This window comes from Thermococcus henrietii, assembly GCF_900198835.1.
In the GTDB taxonomy this organism is placed as follows: domain Archaea; phylum Methanobacteriota_B; class Thermococci; order Thermococcales; family Thermococcaceae; genus Thermococcus; species Thermococcus henrietii.
The window spans coordinates 794,356-809,936 of record NZ_LT900021.1 but is presented as its reverse complement, the minus strand read 5'-3'; the positions used below and the strand labels follow the sequence as shown (position 1 = coordinate 809,936).

The window sequence follows — 15,581 nt, the reverse complement described above, 5'->3', positions numbered from 1 at the left end:
GAAGAAGAGGCGCATTCCGGAGGAGCTCGAGTACGTTGAGATGCTCAGGTGAGCTTTATAAGGCTGTGTCCTTTCTATTTCTCCCGGTGGTGCTATGAAGATTCACCATGAGTGCGTCGCCTGTGCGATAAACCAGTGTCAGAAAATCGTCGAGATGAGCTTATCTGATGAAAATTCCCGCAGGAGCGCGATGCTGTTCTCACTCAAGCGTGCATCGGAGCTGTTCTCAAAGGACTCAATCCCCGCCGTTGTCGGTGGACTGCTTTTCCTTGACCTCTACGAGTTCATTGGAAACGAGGACCCTTTCAGAGAATACAAGCGGGTTTCAAACGAGATAGCAAAAGAACTCGCCGGTCACTTCAAGGACGCCGACCTTAAAACCGCACTAAAACTCGCGATAGCCGGGAACGTCGTAGACTTCTCCGTCGGTTACGACCCCAAAAGACTGGAGGAGGATATAAGAAGGGTTCTCGATGAAAGCCTTCTCATAGACCACAGTGAGGAACTCTTTGAGAGGCTGAAGCGCGCTGGGACTCTCCTCTACCTCGTGGACAACTGCGGGGAGATATACTTCGACAGGCTCTTCGTGGAGAAGTTGAAGGAGGAGTTCCCGGACCTCAGGGTAATCGTCGCGGGCAAAGACGGCCCAATAATAAACGACGCGACCGTTGTGGACCTCCGCGAAGCGGGCTTTGAAGAAGTCGCAGAGGTCGTTTCAACAGGTTCGAGGCTGCCCGGCACCCCCATCGGACGCGTTTCGGAGGAGTTCCTGGGGGTTTTCCGCTCGGCCGATGTTGTTATAGCGAAGGGGCAAGCCAACTTCGAAACCCTCAGCGAGCTCAATGATTCGAGGGTTTTCTTCCTGCTCAAGGCCAAGTGCCCAGCAATCGCAAGGGAGATAGGGGTTCCTCTAGGGTCCCTCCTCTGCCTCAACCCCGTACTTCGCTGATTGTCGATATTATTTTTAACGAATGTCTATCAGAAAACCTTTTATACTTTGAAGTTGTAGATAGTAGTGGTGATGAAAGATGTCCACGGTTATTAAGCGTGACCCCACCAGGTTCTTAAGGGAGATGAAGGTTCACTACGGCGATGTCTGGAAAATGCCATCAAGCAAGTACCTTCTCCAGCCAGATTTCGTTGTAGTTGACCCCAAAACCGGAAAGAAGACCAAGGTCAGCTTCGTGTCCCTTGACGATGGAGAGGTAGTTGGGGTCGTTTACGACGACCTCGGGTGATTTCGTCTTTTGCCTTACCTAATTCTGACGCCGGCCGGAAACCATAAATAGGTTTCTTGTTTACCTGACTTGGTGGGAGCATGCCGGTTGACCTTTACAATGAAGCCCTTTACCTAACTCGGAGTATCAACGACCCTTATCTCAGGGCGATAACGTACGCTAGAATCGGTTACTACATGCACAGGGCGAAGAACCCGCGCTATGGAGAGGCCTTTACAAGGGCCCTCAAGGCCGTTGCCTCGATAGACAACCCCCTCCTTCTCGTAAAAGCGCTAATCGAAGTCGCGACTTTCCTCGGGAAGACGGGGTCGAAGGGCGCGAGCAAAACGTTTACCCAGGCCTACGAGTCAATCAAAACGTTTCCTCAGCCGCTCAGAGATGAGATGCTTGAAGAACTCGTTCACAGACTCCTTGAGCTTGGCAGGATTGACGACGCCTTCTTCTACGCAAGGGAAATCGAGAACAGTGTAAAGCGCAACGACGCCCTCTTAAGGGTTCTCCACAACTACATAGGAAAGGGTAATCTGAGAAAAGCGCGGCTAATCCTCGAACTTATAGAGGACGAGCCGTGGCACTCGATAGCGGCCTACGAAGTTCTTAAGGAGCACCTGAAGAGGGAAGAGTTTGGAAGTGCCATTAAGGTCCTCTCGGAGTTCAAGAGCGAGTACTGGCTCGGTGAGGCGATGAAGGCCGTGGCGATCCACTTGAAGAAAGCCAACGTTCCGGAGGGAACTTACGAGAAGTTCGTGGATGTTGCACTCGGGATATCCTCCAGTGTTGGCTTTGAGGTTCTAATATCCTTCCTTATTGGCGTTGCGGCCCAGGGAGAGATAGACTTCGTAATAGGAGTTCTCTCAAAGGTTCCCAGAGAGCTCCGCCCCGAACTCCTGAGGTCAATAGTCTTGGCAGTTCTTGACAGGCCCGAGCTCCTGGAGAGACTAATTGACCGGCTCATCGGTGATGAGAAGGAACTTGTCATGAGCTCAATCCTTGATGCCCTCCTCGAGAGACAGCCAAACTACGAGTACTACGAGCTCGTGAGGAGAATCGGCTCAGAAACCGACAGCGAGAGGATAATCGTTAAGGCCGTCCGCTACCTGTCAAAGCTTCACGCCTACGACGACGCCTGGGAGCTGGCATCAAAATTAACCAACCCGTACCTCCGCTCGCTGGCCTTTGGAAGCATCGCCGTTGAGAAGCTCAAAGAGAACGACGTTGACGGGGCCATTGATGCATCCCTTGAGGTGAAGGACCCGCGCTGGGGCTCTTGGCTCCTCAGTGAAATTATCGCCAAAATCCTTGAGGTTCAGACCGGCGGCGAGTTAAAAGAGGACATCGAGGAGCGCGCCGAGGCACAGCGCAAACTCTGGGAAGGAAGCTAACGTTTTAAAGCCCTCCCCTCAATTCTCTTTTCAGGTGATACCATGCCGAGGATAGCCATTATTGGAGGCTCCGGAGTCTACGACCCCAAACTGCTTGAGAACGTAAGGGAGGAAACCGTTGAGACCCCCTACGGAACGGTAAGGGTCAAGATAGGAACGTACAAGGGCGAGGAGATAGCGTTCCTGCCGAGGCACGGGGAGAAGCACAGCGTTCCGCCCCACAAGATAAACTACCACGCCAACATCTGGGCGCTCCACGAGCTCGGTGTTGAAAGGATTCTGGCAACTTCGGCCGTCGGTTCGCTCAACCTCGACATGAAGCCCGGTGACTTCGTAATCCTCGACCAGCTCATGGACTTCACGAAGACGAGGCACTACACCTTCTACGACGGCGAGGACAGCCCCCACGACAGGAAGTTCGTCGCCCACGTGGATTTCACCGACCCATACTGCCCCGAGCTCAGGAAGGCTCTCATCACCGCCTCCAAGGAGCTTGGCTTCACCTACCACCCGACGGGAACCTACGCCTGCATGGAGGGGCCAAGGTTCGAGACGAGGGCAGAGATAAGGGCGCTCAAGATACTCGGCGCCGACGTCGTTGGCATGACCCAGTGTCCGGAAGCTGTTCTCGCGAGGGAGCTTGAGATGTGCTACGCGAGCGTTGCCATAGTTACCAACTACGCCGCAGGAATCAGCAAGGAGAAGCTCACCCACACCGAGGTCGTCGAGCTCATGGCAAAGAAGGGTGAGGAGATAAAGCTCCTCCTCATGAAGGCAGTGGAGCACATTCCCAAGGAGCGTCGCTGTCCGTGCAAGGATGCCCTCAAGGGCGCAACGGGCGAGTGATGTTCTCTTCCCTCCATTTCTCCCCCGAAAAGTGCTTACGTTGAGAACCGAAGGTTAAGGAAAGTGTTTAATAGTAGGGAGGCCTAATTCTCCTGGTGATGCGAATGAGGTACGACGTCGTGATTATCGGGGCCTCTGCTGGGGGTATCACAACGGCCATCTCTGCCAAGAAGTTCTACCCCGACAGGAGCGTCCTCGTCATCAAGAGGGAAAAGGTGGGCATGATTCCCTGTGGAATCCCCTACATCTTCGGAACCCTGAAGAGCGTTGACGACGACATACTGCCTGTTGAGAAGTTCCTAGAGCCCCTCGGCGTCGATATCCTGACGGACGAGGTTACCGACATCGACCCCAAGAGGAAGGTCGTCAGGACCAAGTCCGGAAAAGAGATAGCCTGGGAGAAGCTGGTCTTGGCGACAGGCTCGAAGCCTGCAAAGCCGAACTTCCCCGGCGTTGAACTCGACGGAATATACACCGTTCCCAAGGACTACGAGTACCTCAAGAAGCTTCGCGAGAGGGTCGAGGAAGCCGAGAAAATCGTCATCGTCGGCGGTGGCTTCATAGCCCTTGAGGTGGGCGACGAGATAAGGAAGCTCGGCAAGGACGTGACTCTGGTCGTCAGGAGCAGGCTTCTGAGGAGCTCCTTCGACCCTGAGTTCAGCGAGATGGTCGAGGAGAGGCTGAAGGAAGTCGGAATAAACATTGCCTACGGACAGGTTGAGGGCTTCGCCGGGAACGGGAAGGTGGAGAAAGTCAAGCTCCTTGACGGAAGAGAAATTCCTGCCGATTTGGTAATCCTCTCCACAGGTTACCGACCCAACGTCGAGCTGGCAGTTAAGGCCGGCCTCAAGGTTACTCGCTACGGGGTCTGGACCGACGAGTACATGAGAACCTCTCACCCCGACATCTTCGCGGTCGGCGACTGCGTGGAGCACAGGGACTTCTTCACGGGCAAGCCCTACCAGCTCATGCTCGCCTCTACGGCCACCTTCGAGGCGAGAATCGCCGGAGCCAACCTCTTCAAGCTCCAGATTGTCAGGGAGAACAGGAGGACTATAGGTGCCTACTCAACCCACATTGCCGGCCTCGCCCTCGCCGCGGCCGGTTTGACGGAGGAACAGGCAAAGAAGGAAGGATTCGAGGTCATCGTGGGCTACGGCAGGGGGCCGGACAGGCACCCGGCGAAGTTCCCGGACACCTCGATGGTGACGGTAAAGCTCATCTTCTCCCGCGACAGGGGTGCGATACTCGGGGCCCAGATAGCGGGAGGTAAAAGCGTCGGCGAGATGATAAACATCCTCGCACTGGCCATACAGAAGAGGCTCACGGCGAGCGAGCTCTACACCCTCCAGATAGCGACCCACCCGCTCCTCACGGCATCGCCCGTCGGCTATCAGATACTCCAGGCGGCCGAAGATGCACTGGCGAAGCTGAGAACATGAGGGAAGAACAAAGGGGCATTTAAAGCGAAACCCTTTCGTTTATTATCTCAACTATTTTGTTCCCCTCTTCGAGGTACTTCACGAGGTCGAAGACCCTCTCGGTGAAGCCGCCGATGTAGATGTTCCTGACGTCGTGCTCCTCAAGGTAGACCTGGCCGTAGCCGGCCAAATCCCACGTGATGAGCCTCATCTCGGGGTTAATAGTCTTCCTATATTGTCTCACGGCGCGCTGGAACGCGTCGTCGCCGTAGTTCTCGGAGTAGACGACCATATCCGTGAGCACGAAAATCCTGTCGAAGTACTCTCCCTTCCGCAGGACTTCTTCCATCGGTTTGTAGGCGTAGGTGGCGTAGCCAATCCTACTCCTTAAGACGTCCTCTGCGGTTTCAAAGATGCTCTCCCCCTTTGGTATCCAGCGGTATTCGTCTGCGAATGCTACTATCGCCGTGTCGTACTTCTTGGCCAGTATCGCGCCGTAGAAGGCGGCGACCATCTTCAGGGTTATCCTGCTCCTCCTGCTGAGGGGGAAATCCATCGAGCCGCTGACGTCGACGAGGACAAGGTTTCTGCCATCGAAGTTGGGGAGCATAACGATGCTCTCCTCTATGGCTTTTCGAAGGGCCCGGAGGGCGATATCTCTAAGCTCGGCCTGCGTGGGGGAGTTAATTTTCATCCCCTTCAGGGCGAAGTATGCGCTCAGGTAGCGGTATGGGTATACCTTCGCCCTGCGCATCTCCTTCGGGTCTGCAAGTATCTCCATGGCCCTCCTGAACTTCTTGGTATCAACCTCGTGCTTTATCAAGTTGCGAAGGTTTCTTAACAGGGCAAAGACCTGTTTATACCTGATGAACTCCTCGAGGACCTCACCCCATGTTTCAGCGGTTGAGCCTTCCTTGGAGACCTTTGCCTCCCACGTGCGGATGTTCTTGAGTCTGCCCTCGATGAGCGCCCTGAAGGCTTTTTCCTGTTCCTCGTCCCTCGGTTTTGGGTGGGTGAGCAGGATGACGTCCCTGAGCTTGACCTCACAGCGGTCACATCTGTATTTGGCGAGCTGGTATGTGTCAAACTGTGTCACGGCGTTCCTCAACACCTTCTTGAGGCTGTTAGGTATCGGCTTTCCGAAGAGGGCGAGTTGCATAGCGAGGGCTTCCGTGAGCATATCCGGCCTCGTGAAGACCCTCTCACCGACCTTCCTCGGTACCCCTGTGCCCTTGTACCTCTCGTGGTTGGCGAGGATAACCGTCCCGAGAGTTGGGAGGGAGCGGAGCAAGAGTTCCTCGCGGGCGTAAACGACGAGCTTGGCAACGAACTCCGGGTTTATCAGTATCGCCCTCTCAAACGCATCCAGGAGTTCCTGAAAACCCTCTTCAGCCCCGGTGTAGAACCTCGGCTCCCTCACGAGGTTGCTCGCGGCCCTGAGAAAGAGCTCGAGCTCCGGGCTCGGGCAGTAGGTTTTCCCACCTTCGAAGTTGAGAAGCTCGGCCCTCCTGTTGAACTTCACAATATCACCCCGGCGGAGAAAATCGGCGGGGGAAGGAGGCGAACCCCCACCGGCCCTCCTGCCGGCACAGGATTAGCGAAGTATCCCCCGCCTGCACTTCCGCCACTATAGATTAATCCAAGAACTTTATAAATTTTACTGTGTCGAAAAGTAACAAGACAATGGTCGAAATGAGTTTTAAATAATTTATTCTCAAGCTCAAGAGAACACCAGCACTACTCTCTAGACACCAAACATGTTGGAACGCCCATGACAGGCTTTAAGGAACCGGGCAAAGAGCACCCGTCTCACCAGCAAGCAAAATTGTAATGCACTAACCAAGTGCAACTCTGATTGGGGTTTGACACTAAAATAAAGCCCTTCAAGTGGTTTTAATTTCAATATCAGCACCCTTGGGGGTCCCAAGTTAAACACTTCACCTCAAAGTTAGCATGAACGTAAACCCAAAACCAGCGGATTAGGGGGGCATGCAACTCTCCCGGTGTCCTCTCTGGGGGTTTAACTCTTTGGTCAAGCTTTCCTATTCGCTCGAAGAAGGCGCCCGAAGGGCGCTAATAGAAGAAACACCCTCAAGCAAGCTTTTGGAAAAGCTTGACCAAGGAAACTTTGCCTTTGCAAAGTTTCATCAAAGTTTGTGATTCTTTTTGTAGGGGCTCCATTGAGAGTGTTTGCGCCTTAATGGCTTTTGTGGGTTGTGAATTTCTCGATTTTGGAAGTTCTTTCGCGTGGGTTTGCTTTTCTCGCGCTCCGAAGGAGCGCTTCTTAGAGAAACCCCCTCCAGAATAGCTCCGTCTGAAGAGAATTCCTTGAGAGCACTATCATTTAAGAGCGCAAACTCCTTAAAATTGCATTCTTAGAGGAAAATCACGAACCTTGGTCAAACTTCGCGTAGGCGAACAAGCTTTAAGAAAGCTTGACTAAACAAGTGCCCTTCTCTCTAACGAGTAAATGCCAATCGTGCACTAACCAAAGAGCAAATCCTTAGAGGGTTTAACACTACAACAAAACCCCTAAGATAGTTTCAACTTACCATCCGGCGCCCAAAGGGCGCCTTCTTAGAGTGAAACACCAAAAGTTGAGCAGATTCAGCAGAAACCCCAACTAAAACTTGCACTTTTAAAAAAAGCACATCATCTTCCGCCAGCGCTGAAGCTTTTGGAAAAAGCTTCACCAAAAGCTCGTGATTCCTCGTTAAAGCCCTCTTTGTAAGGGGATTTCAAAATCAAGCCCGCCATTGAAAGTTTGAATTCATTGGATTAAGGTCTTCCACGCGGGTTCTACTTAAACCGCGCTCCAAAGGAGCGCAAAAGACTCGAACTCCCTTGTAAAAGGCGCTTTTGAAAGAATTCACTCTCCAAAGAAGCAAACTCAAAAAGAAATCCACTCAAAGAATAAGCTTTTTTCAAAAGGGAATCACGAACTTTGATGAAACTTTTGCTCGGCAAAAGTTTCTATGGCGGGCCGGGCGGGATTCGAACCCGCGACCTTCGGCTCCGAAGGCCGACGCCCCATCCAGGCTAGGCCACCGGCCCACCCCCTGATGGTTCCGGTGGGCTAAACATAAACCTTGCGGTCATCGAAAGCCTTTTAGATTACCTCGGCTAATGTTAATTAGGGGAAAGGGATGAAAAGAAGCACAAAAGTGCTCATCGTAAGTGGAGTCGCCATCGTGGGCTTTTTCGCACTGGCACCAGCGCTTCCTCTTTACCCCCTGCTGGCGCAGAGATATGGAGCAAGTGCAGTGGATACAACAACTGTGGTTTTAGGACTTATCGGCCTAATCACTTTAGTTGTCGGAGTAACACTCAGAAAGTTTGAGAGCCTTCCGAGAAACGTTGCCCTGTACGAGACCGCAGGATTCTTGATGCTTGGAACCTTCGGTGTGGCTTGGATAAGCGCACTCAACGGCCTCAGGGGCACGGTCGAAAAGGTTGTCGTTTCCATCGTATTCTTTGTAGCTTACGTGATCCTTATGGAGTTGCTGAGGAGAAGGCTCAACCCAGACAGATACAGAAGGATGTGGAAGACGATTGTTGTCTTCAGGAAGCGCTGAGAAAAGTTTTGAAAAGCCCGCCCGAAGGCGGACAAAAGGGAAGAGGAGTTCAGCCGAAGAGGGCGCCGAGACCAGCGAGGGCCTCCTCCTCGCTGACCTCTTCCTCTTCCTCCTCTTCCTCCTCCTGGGCCTGCTCGGCACCGCCCTCGGCGGGAGCCGGAGCGGCGGCGACCGCGACCGGAGCGGCGACCGGCATGGCGGCCTTCTCGATGACCTCGTCGATGTTGACGCCCTCGAGCGCTGCAACGAGGGCCTTTATCCTGGCCTCATCCGGGGTGACTCCAGCGGCCTCAAGCACCTTCTTGAGGTTCTCCTCGTTTATCTCCTTACCAGCGGCGTGGAGCAGCAGAGCGGCATACACGTACTCCATCTTTTCACACCTCCAATCATCTTCATTCCTTTATTCACACGTGTGCGAGGGAAAGTAATTCAGCCGAAGAGGGCGCCCAGTCCGGCGAGCGCATCCTCCTCGGATGCCTCCTCTTCTTCCTCTTCCTCCTCGGCCTCCTCAACCTTCTCCTCGGTTGGCTGAGGAGCCGCGGCAACGGCCACTTGGGCCTGTGCGTTTAAAAGCTCTTTGGTCTTCTCGTCGAGCAACTCCTCAGGCAGGTTCTGCGCTATGAGCAAGACGGCACGGAGAGCCCTGCCAAAGATGTCCTCGACGGTCTCAGGCGTGATGTAGCCAGCCTCAACTGCAACGTTCTTGGCTCCAAGGTAGGCCTTCTGGATGATGGCCTCGATGGTCTCCTTGGTCGGATAGGCGGTGTTAACCGACAGGTTGAAGGCGTGCATATACGCCTGCTGGAGCATATTGATGTACTCCTGCTCGTCTATCGCGAGGACGTCCGGAGTGTAGACGATGCCGTCCTCGTAAGCAGCGAGCAGGTTGAGACCGACCTCGAGGGGCTCGATACCGAGGGCGTTGAGGATTCTCGCGAGCTGTTCGGTTATAACCTCTCCCGCCTTGAGGACGGTGTAGTCCTTCTGAATGCTAACCTTACCCTTCTCAATCCTCGCCGGAATTCCAAGGGCCTGCATCTCACCGACGAGCGGGCCCGGTGGAATCGAGGTCGGTCCGGCTGGAATGACGACATCCTTGGGAACGACCGCTCCGGGCTTGGCCGGGGCGGGGGTCTTGCTCTCCTCGAGGAGCTTGTAGAGCTTGAAGGGGTTCATCTCGGTGGCGAGTATCGCCGCTCCTCCCTCGATGTAGTCGGCGAGCTTCTCGAGGTCCGGCTTGTTGAGCTCCTGGGCGGCCCTCTTTATGGCCAGCTCGATGAGGGTGTTTCTGCTGACCCTGAGAAGGGCCTTCCCGCGAAGCTTGTCACGCATCTTGCTGAGCGGATAAGCGGGGACACCGGCCACGTCAACGAGGGCAATCACTGGGTGACTCTTGATAATCTTGGTGAGTTCCTCAACTTCCTTCTTCTTCCACTCGGCTACGTGGGCCATCTCCCTCACCTCTCAACCTTAACGGCCGGGCCCATTGTGGTCTTCACGTACACTGACTTCACCTGGTTCTCTCCGCGCTCGAGCTTGTTGATGATTGCGTTGAGAACCGCCTCGGCGTTCTCAGCGAGCTTCTCGTCGTCCATGTCCTCGGTGCCTATCGGGGCGTGGACAACCGGGTTGTTCTTGAGCTGTATCCTGACGGTCTTCTTGAGTCTTGCAACTATCGGCTCGAGGTTGGTCATGGTTGGTGGGACGACCTGTGGCATCTTGTTCCTTGGACCAAGGTACCTACCGAGGTACTTACCTATCTTGGGCATCAGCGGAGCTGCGGCAATGAAGAAGTCGTAGCGCTTCGCTAATTTCCTCGCTTCCCTCGGGCTCTTCGCTATCTCCTCAAGCTGCTCTCCACTAATCACATCAAGCCCGAGCTTTTTAGCCGCCTCAGCCACGGCACCATCAGCGATGACCGCGATTTTTGGCTCCTTCCCACGACCGTGGGGCAGTACAACCTCAAGCTTAAACCTGTTCTCCGGCTTGCGGAGGTCGATATCCTTGAGGTTGACTGCTATCTCGACGGTCTGTGTGAAGTTGCGCGGCTTAGCCCGGGCCTTCGCCTCCTTCACCGCTTCCACGAGTTTCTGCCTGTCGAAGGCCATTTACAGCCCTCCCTTTCGTTTTCGATTTGAGTTGAAAAAGTCAAAGATGCCTGGCCTCCCCCCTCTTGGGGGGTTTACGGGCCCATCACCTACTCCCGTTACCGGTTTCGGTTCAGCCCGAAGGCTCGGCCTTGAGCCCGTTACCCCTACTGGCAAACCCGGATTGGGGTTATCGTTCTCACACCTGTGAGGAGATTTTTAAAGTTTTCCCTCACTCCTCGGCTTTCTCAAAAATCTCGTCGTAGAGCCCTTCGTCAATCTCCCTCTGAACTTCCCTCGGGTCCTTGCCTTCAACCGTAACGCCCATGCTGAGGGCGGTTCCGATGACTTCCTTGGCCGCGGCCTTGATGGTCGGAGCGAGCATCTGGTCAATCTTCATCTTGGCTATCTTGACGACCTGCTCCATGGTGAGGTTCCCGACCGGGCTGTGGACGGGCTCGCTTGAGCCCTTCGGAATGCCAAGCTCTTTCTTGATGAGCTGGCTGGTCGGGGGAATACCGACCTCAATCCTGAAGGTCTTCTTCTTGGGGTCCTCAACGATAATCTTGACGGGAACCTGCATTCCCTCGAATTCCCTGGTGGCCTTGTTTATCTCGTCAACGACCTGCTTAACGTTCAGTCCGAGTGGTCCAATGGCCGGACCGAGCGGGGGTCCGGGTGTGGCCTTTCCACCTTCAACGAGGACTTCGACAACCTGTGGCATTCATCTCACCACCTTTACTTTTGTCTCGGGCCTGTCACTCCTTCTGGCGTTTGCTTATAAGTCTAACGTATTCGCCCCTCACCGTGACCGGTATCGGGACGATTGAGCCAATGAGCTCCACAACGATTTCGTCCTTGCTCTCGTCAACCCTGACGACCTTGGCCTTCTCGCCCTTGAACGGGCCGGCTATGAGTTCGACGATGTCGCCGGGCTCGAAGCCACTCACGGCTGGCTTCTCCTCAAGGAAGTGCTCTATCTCGTGGAAGGGAATCTCGCCGGGGAGAACGCGCTTCGCGTGGCGAATTCCACTTATCGCCTCGTTGACGACACTCTTGCTTGAAGCCTCGATGAATATGTAACCCTTGACCTTACTTGGCGCAAGTATAGCCTGGATGGGGATGTTGTAGGTTTTGGCCTTGCTATATATCAGATTGGCCGTCGTTGTTTCCTGACCTACAGTAACGCTAACGGTGAATATCTTGCCCTCTGCCATCGCTTCCACCCCTGGTTCACGAACCGGTGATGAAGTAGCCAATCATCCTAATTACCATGCCGATTAGCCCAATGATAATCATTCCAAGCCCCGTAATCTTCACGGCGAGCTTGAACTCTTTCATTCCTGGCTTCCTTGTGACAAGCAATACTCTCTTAGATTCAGAGAGGAAGCCACGGATTTTCTCTACCACGCTGGTCATTGTATACCCCCCGAAGTACTTCAGAGCTCGTCGAGGTCGAGCTTTATCGTCTTGCGCTCCCCTTCCTCACCGAGGTACGGCCGTTCTTCCTCCTCCTGAACGGCGTACGGCGAGCTAACACCGGTGACAACGAGGAGGATTCTAATCATCTTGCCGAGCTCCTCGTCGAGCTGGATACCCCAAATGACCTGAGCCTCCGGGTCAAGCTTGCTCGTGACGAGTTCGATAATCTGCTGGGCCTCCTCGAGCTTGACGTCGCTTCCGCTGATGCTTATCAAAGCACCCTTGGCACCGCTGATGTCGACGTCGAGGAGCGGGCTGTTGAGTGCCTGCTGGGCGGCCTCCAAAGCCCTCTTCTCGCTGTCGCTCTCACCTATGCCTATCATCGCAACGCCGCCGTCCTTCATGACGGCCCTTACATCGTTGAAGTCGAGGTTGACGAGACCGGGCTTGGTGATGAGCTCGGTGATGCCCTTGACGGCCTGGACGAGTATCTCGTCGGCGACCTTGAAGGCCATGTGAATCGGAAGGTTCGGGGCAACCTCCATGAGCTTGTCGTTCGGGATGACGATGACGGTGTCGGTGTTCTTCCTGAGCCTCTCGAGACCGTACTCGGCGTTCTTTATGCGCCTGATGCCCTCAACGGTGAACGGAAGGGTAACCACTGCAACTGTGAGCGCACCCATCTTCTTGGCTATCTCGGCTACGACCGGGGCGGCGCCGGTTCCTGTTCCTCCACCGAGACCGCAGGTAATGAAGACCATATCCGCTCCTTCAAGGGCCTCTCTGATTTCCCTCTCGCTCTCCTTTGCGGCTTCCTCACCCATCTTAGGGTTGTTACCTGCCCCAAGACCCCTGGTGAGTTCTTTTCCAATGAGTATCTTTCTGTGGGCCCGAATCTTAAGCAAATCTTGGGCATCGGTATTAACTGCAATTATCTTAGCTCCCTGGATTCCAACCTGCATCATCCTGTTAACGGTGTTACAGCCGGCACCACCAACACCGACGACGTATATCTTGGCCTGAATCTGCTCAAGGAGCTTCTTAAGCTCCTCATCTATGTCCGACTGGGGCTGAACCTCAGGAACGGCCTTGGGCTGGGCCGCCGAGGTCCTCTCAATGGCGTCCTCAATCAGCTTCAGCATCTTTTCACCCTCCGAAGAGTTTAACACCCTTTGGAGTTTGTGGGGGAGTGGTATATAAACTTAGCTAACCCGAAACTGAACTTAACTGGCCGGTCCTCTCTTTAAAGGTTTCGGCTCAGTCCCGGATGAACTCAAGGCCGAGCTCCCCCGCCAGCGACCTTGCGAGCTGTCTCGTCTCACCTCTGCTCCCCTTCCAGTCAACGTATATCGCCTCGACCCTCTCGGCAGTCATCTCAATGGCCCTTAGGAACATCTCCCTTGGAAGGGGGTGCGCGTACTTCGGTGCTATGTGACCAAAGGCTATATCCGTCTCAAGAGCGCGCTTCGTCTGCTTCGGCGCATAGTGACCGCCGCCTATTCCGAGGGCAACCTTGAACTTGGCTTTTTCGTAGTTCTCGAGGACGTAGACGATTGTTTCGGCTATTATCTCGCCCGCCCTGTCGTTGGCCCACTCCTCCTCACTGGAGCCAATCTCTATGAAGAAGCTCGGAACTTCGAGCTCGCTCGGCCCGTGGTGTGTTGCCTCGTAGCAGACGGTCCAGCCAAGGTCATTCAGCTCGTTCATCTTGAGGAGGGCAAGCTTCATGGCGCTCGGCAACGCTATCGCTAAACTCTCGTCCCTTCCGCCGTACATGGCCTTTCCCCAGTTGCCGGTCACGTGAGTGGTTAGAGCAGGCAACTTCTGCTTGCTTGAATGCCTGGAGGCGAAGGCTATCACCTCTGGCATGAAACCGAGCTGGGCCTCTATCGCCTTGTCGAGGTTGTCGTAGTAAATCATCTCGTCGTTGGTCGTGAGTATTAGCGTCTCACCGCTCCTGTAAACAGGATTTCCGTCAAAGACCATGCCGGTTTCCTTGAACCCAAAGTTCTCGATGAGCTTCTCCATTATGTTCATCGAAGCCCTGTCGATTTTCGTGGTCATGATGACCTTCATGGCTTCCACCGGGCCCCTTAAAGGGAGCAGAAATAAAAAGGTTTGTCATCCCCCACTCGTCATGTTCTGAAGGGTTTCAATTATTTCCCTGTTGGCACTGTCTATGTTTCTAGATGCCTGCTGAGCACTCTGTTTCATTAAACGTATAGCGATGAGCACCATGGTGAGCGCGAGTGCAATCATGAAGAGGTACTCTATTGCAGCCTGAGCAGGTCTCATACCCTCACCTCCAATCAGAACTAAGATGTTCGAGGTTATAACCTTTTGGTAAGGAAATCGAAGAGAAAATCAGTAAAGCATAACCTCAAAGCCCAACTCGCTGAGCAAATCGGCAAGCTCTTCGCCCTCAACGTAGGCCAGCAGGTGGTGGTTTCCAAGCGTTCCGTCGAGGAACTCCGGGGCGTCATCGATTTTGAGCTTCACCTGCGTCCTGCACCTGTTCTCAAGGTGCTCGTTTCCAAGGACCTCAACGTCCGCAACCACCGCACGCCTTCCGCGGAGCTTGAAGAGGCTCGCCTTCCCCCGGGGGAACTCGACGTCAACGCCAACACCCATACCGCTCTCGAAGTGGCTCCTCAGGCGGTAGCGCCAGAGCAGGGGCGCGGTGCAGTGGGCGATTATCACGTGGTTTTCCCCGAAGTCCGCAACGTTGCCCATGAAGGCGGGCTTATCGAAGTACTTCCTCACAATGTACATGCCGAGGAGCGAATTCAGCTCGCCCTCACAGCCGGCCGGAATCCCCTCGGCGTTGAACATTGCGAGGGCCAGACAGGGCGTCGCGTTGAGCTTGCCTATGAGGTCAAAACAGCCTATCGTGAAGCCATCGAGCCTGTAATCGCGCAGGATTTCCTTGATTGCAAGGTAGATTCTGCCCGCCTTTGTTAAGGCATCTTTTCCGGGTTCCTTCACCTCGCTTGCCCGCTCAAAGATTTCCTCAACGACCTTCCAGCCGTCCTCATCGCTCACCTTATCGTAGTACTCGTAGAACTTCTTGAGGCTAATCCTCGTGTAGGGGAGCTCAAACTTCTCGTTGACGAGCCAGGGGGAGATTCTGCCGATGAGGCCGAGCCTGGCCCGGAGGAATGGTTCGAGGGTTTCGAGGGAGTCTTCGTATGCGAGCAGAGCGGCCTTGAGCTCGTTCATATCCTTGACAAGCGTCGAGGGGACGAGCCTCTCGCGCAGGAACTCCCTGATTTCAATTCCAGCGGCGAGGGAGTTGTTGAAGGGGTCGCCGAAGATTACGGTGGGCCTTCTGAAGACGAAGAACTCTTTGAGGAACCCTTCAGTCCCACCCGTTAAGGGGTAGAGGATTATAGCATCAACCTCGTTGAAGTTGAGCTCCTCCTTGGCCTCCCGAAAGTCTGCCCTTGAGCTCAGCATGAAGCCACCGACGACGTCGAAGTCCCCGGCAAGGGCAGTGAGGAACTCGGAGGCCTTCTTCTCAAACGACTTTGGATTCGCGAGTTCACTAACCCCAAAGGCAACGCCAACCTTCATGCTTCCACCCAACCTTTTAAAGCCCGGATCCTAAATA

At 54.4% G+C, this 15,581-nt stretch carries 17 protein-coding genes and 1 tRNA gene; 6 read left to right on the top strand and 12 right to left on the bottom strand.

The features are described 5' to 3' along the window. Positions 1–94 precede the first annotated feature (94 nt). From CS910_RS04540 to CS910_RS04520, 5 genes are all read left to right on the top strand, one after another. Positions 95–949, top strand: a complete 855-nt coding sequence (locus CS910_RS04540; protein ID WP_099209925.1) for a damage-control phosphatase — start codon at positions 95–97, stop codon at positions 947–949. A 79-nt stretch (positions 950–1,028) separates the two neighbouring features. Further along, positions 1,029–1,238, top strand: coding sequence for a hypothetical protein (locus CS910_RS04535; RefSeq protein WP_099209924.1), 210 nt, complete (start codon positions 1,029–1,031; stop codon positions 1,236–1,238). A gap of 80 nt (positions 1,239–1,318) precedes the next feature. Then, the gene (locus CS910_RS04530; RefSeq protein ID WP_099209923.1) at positions 1,319–2,620 is read left to right on the top strand and encodes a hypothetical protein; all 1,302 of its coding nucleotides are present in this window, start codon (positions 1,319–1,321) and stop codon (positions 2,618–2,620) included. Between the two features lie 42 nt (positions 2,621–2,662). Beyond that, complete coding sequence (gene mtnP / locus CS910_RS04525) at positions 2,663–3,466, top strand: S-methyl-5'-thioadenosine phosphorylase (RefSeq protein ID WP_042692923.1); 804 nt, start codon at positions 2,663–2,665, stop codon at positions 3,464–3,466. Positions 3,467–3,564: 98 nt separating this feature from the next. Further along, entirely contained in the window at positions 3,565–4,908 is a 1,344-nt protein-coding gene (locus CS910_RS04520; protein ID WP_223211971.1) for an FAD-dependent oxidoreductase, read from the top strand. Between the two features lie 19 nt (positions 4,909–4,927). On the opposite strand, the gene CS910_RS04515 is transcribed toward CS910_RS04520, so the two are convergent. Together CS910_RS04515 and CS910_RS04510 are read right to left on the bottom strand one after the other, a co-directional pair. Further along, complete coding sequence (locus CS910_RS04515) at positions 4,928–6,409, bottom strand: TROVE domain-containing protein (RefSeq protein WP_099209921.1); 1,482 nt, start codon at positions 6,407–6,409, stop codon at positions 4,928–4,930. 1,454 nt (positions 6,410–7,863) lie between these two features. Continuing rightward, a tRNA-Arg gene (locus tag CS910_RS04510) sits at positions 7,864–7,941 on the bottom strand. A gap of 92 nt (positions 7,942–8,033) precedes the next feature. Here CS910_RS04510 and CS910_RS04505 point away from each other — a divergent pair. After that, complete coding sequence (locus CS910_RS04505; RefSeq protein ID WP_099209920.1) at positions 8,034–8,462, top strand: hypothetical protein; 429 nt, start codon at positions 8,034–8,036, stop codon at positions 8,460–8,462. A 49-nt stretch (positions 8,463–8,511) separates the two neighbouring features. Here the strand turns inward: CS910_RS04505 and rpl12p are convergent, their stop codons facing one another. The 10 genes from rpl12p to CS910_RS04455 form a co-directional block, all read right to left on the bottom strand. Continuing rightward, positions 8,512–8,832 carry a 50S ribosomal protein P1 gene (rpl12p, locus tag CS910_RS04500; protein WP_099209919.1) on the bottom strand — a complete coding sequence of 107 codons (321 nt, stop codon included), beginning with the start codon at positions 8,830–8,832 and terminating at the stop codon, positions 8,512–8,514. A 59-nt stretch (positions 8,833–8,891) separates the two neighbouring features. Further along, complete coding sequence (locus tag CS910_RS04495; protein ID WP_099209918.1) at positions 8,892–9,914, bottom strand: 50S ribosomal protein L10; 1,023 nt, start codon at positions 9,912–9,914, stop codon at positions 8,892–8,894. Positions 9,915–9,919: 5 nt separating this feature from the next. After that, on the bottom strand, positions 9,920–10,570 hold the full coding sequence (locus tag CS910_RS04490; protein WP_042688706.1) for a 50S ribosomal protein L1: 651 nt from the start codon (positions 10,568–10,570) through the stop codon (positions 9,920–9,922). 211 nt (positions 10,571–10,781) lie between these two features. Further along, the gene (locus CS910_RS04485) at positions 10,782–11,273 is read right to left on the bottom strand and encodes a 50S ribosomal protein L11 (protein WP_099209917.1); all 492 of its coding nucleotides are present in this window, start codon (positions 11,271–11,273) and stop codon (positions 10,782–10,784) included. A 34-nt stretch (positions 11,274–11,307) separates the two neighbouring features. After that, complete coding sequence (locus CS910_RS04480; RefSeq protein WP_099209916.1) at positions 11,308–11,766, bottom strand: transcription elongation factor Spt5; 459 nt, start codon at positions 11,764–11,766, stop codon at positions 11,308–11,310. Between the two features lie 16 nt (positions 11,767–11,782). After that, positions 11,783–11,968: a protein translocase SEC61 complex subunit gamma gene (locus tag CS910_RS04475; protein ID WP_099209915.1), complete on the bottom strand. Its 186-nt coding sequence runs from the start codon at positions 11,966–11,968 to the stop codon at positions 11,783–11,785. Positions 11,969–11,988: 20 nt separating this feature from the next. Continuing rightward, a complete protein-coding gene (gene ftsZ / locus CS910_RS04470; RefSeq protein ID WP_099209914.1) occupies positions 11,989–13,113 on the bottom strand; it encodes a cell division protein FtsZ in 1,125 nt (374 codons plus the stop codon). 115 nt (positions 13,114–13,228) lie between these two features. Continuing rightward, the gene (locus CS910_RS04465) at positions 13,229–14,047 is read right to left on the bottom strand and encodes a D-aminoacyl-tRNA deacylase (RefSeq protein WP_099209913.1); all 819 of its coding nucleotides are present in this window, start codon (positions 14,045–14,047) and stop codon (positions 13,229–13,231) included. A 45-nt stretch (positions 14,048–14,092) separates the two neighbouring features. Continuing rightward, entirely contained in the window at positions 14,093–14,266 is a 174-nt protein-coding gene (locus CS910_RS04460; protein WP_099209912.1) for a class III signal peptide, read from the bottom strand. Between the two features lie 69 nt (positions 14,267–14,335). Further along, complete coding sequence (locus tag CS910_RS04455) at positions 14,336–15,544, bottom strand: hypothetical protein (RefSeq protein WP_099209911.1); 1,209 nt, start codon at positions 15,542–15,544, stop codon at positions 14,336–14,338. Between the last annotated feature and the right edge of the window lie 37 nt (positions 15,545–15,581).

Bases quoted from the DNA above. Each gene is read 5' to 3' on its own strand.
- CS910_RS04540 (WP_099209925.1), top strand. From the start codon at position 95: ATGAAGATTCACCATGAGTGCGTCGCCTGTGCGATAAACCAGTGTCAG.
- CS910_RS04535 (WP_099209924.1), top strand. From the start codon at position 1,029: ATGTCCACGGTTATTAAGCGTGACCCCACCAGGTTCTTAAGGGAGATG.
- CS910_RS04530 (WP_099209923.1), top strand. From the start codon at position 1,319: ATGCCGGTTGACCTTTACAATGAAGCCCTTTACCTAACTCGGAGTATC.
- mtnP (WP_042692923.1), top strand. From the start codon at position 2,663: ATGCCGAGGATAGCCATTATTGGAGGCTCCGGAGTCTACGACCCCAAA.
- CS910_RS04520 (WP_223211971.1), top strand. From the start codon at position 3,565: ATGCGAATGAGGTACGACGTCGTGATTATCGGGGCCTCTGCTGGGGGT.
- CS910_RS04505 (WP_099209920.1), top strand. From the start codon at position 8,034: ATGAAAAGAAGCACAAAAGTGCTCATCGTAAGTGGAGTCGCCATCGTG.
- rpl12p (WP_099209919.1), bottom strand. From the start codon at position 8,832: ATGGAGTACGTGTATGCCGCTCTGCTGCTCCACGCCGCTGGTAAGGAG.
- CS910_RS04495 (WP_099209918.1), bottom strand. From the start codon at position 9,914: ATGGCCCACGTAGCCGAGTGGAAGAAGAAGGAAGTTGAGGAACTCACC.
- CS910_RS04490 (WP_042688706.1), bottom strand. From the start codon at position 10,570: ATGGCCTTCGACAGGCAGAAACTCGTGGAAGCGGTGAAGGAGGCGAAG.
- CS910_RS04485 (WP_099209917.1), bottom strand. From the start codon at position 11,273: ATGCCACAGGTTGTCGAAGTCCTCGTTGAAGGTGGAAAGGCCACACCC.
- CS910_RS04480 (WP_099209916.1), bottom strand. From the start codon at position 11,766: ATGGCAGAGGGCAAGATATTCACCGTTAGCGTTACTGTAGGTCAGGAA.
- CS910_RS04475 (WP_099209915.1), bottom strand. From the start codon at position 11,968: ATGACCAGCGTGGTAGAGAAAATCCGTGGCTTCCTCTCTGAATCTAAG.
- ftsZ (WP_099209914.1), bottom strand. From the start codon at position 13,113: ATGCTGAAGCTGATTGAGGACGCCATTGAGAGGACCTCGGCGGCCCAG.
- CS910_RS04465 (WP_099209913.1), bottom strand. From the start codon at position 14,047: ATGAAGGTCATCATGACCACGAAAATCGACAGGGCTTCGATGAACATA.
- CS910_RS04460 (WP_099209912.1), bottom strand. From the start codon at position 14,266: ATGAGACCTGCTCAGGCTGCAATAGAGTACCTCTTCATGATTGCACTC.
- CS910_RS04455 (WP_099209911.1), bottom strand. From the start codon at position 15,544: ATGAAGGTTGGCGTTGCCTTTGGGGTTAGTGAACTCGCGAATCCAAAG.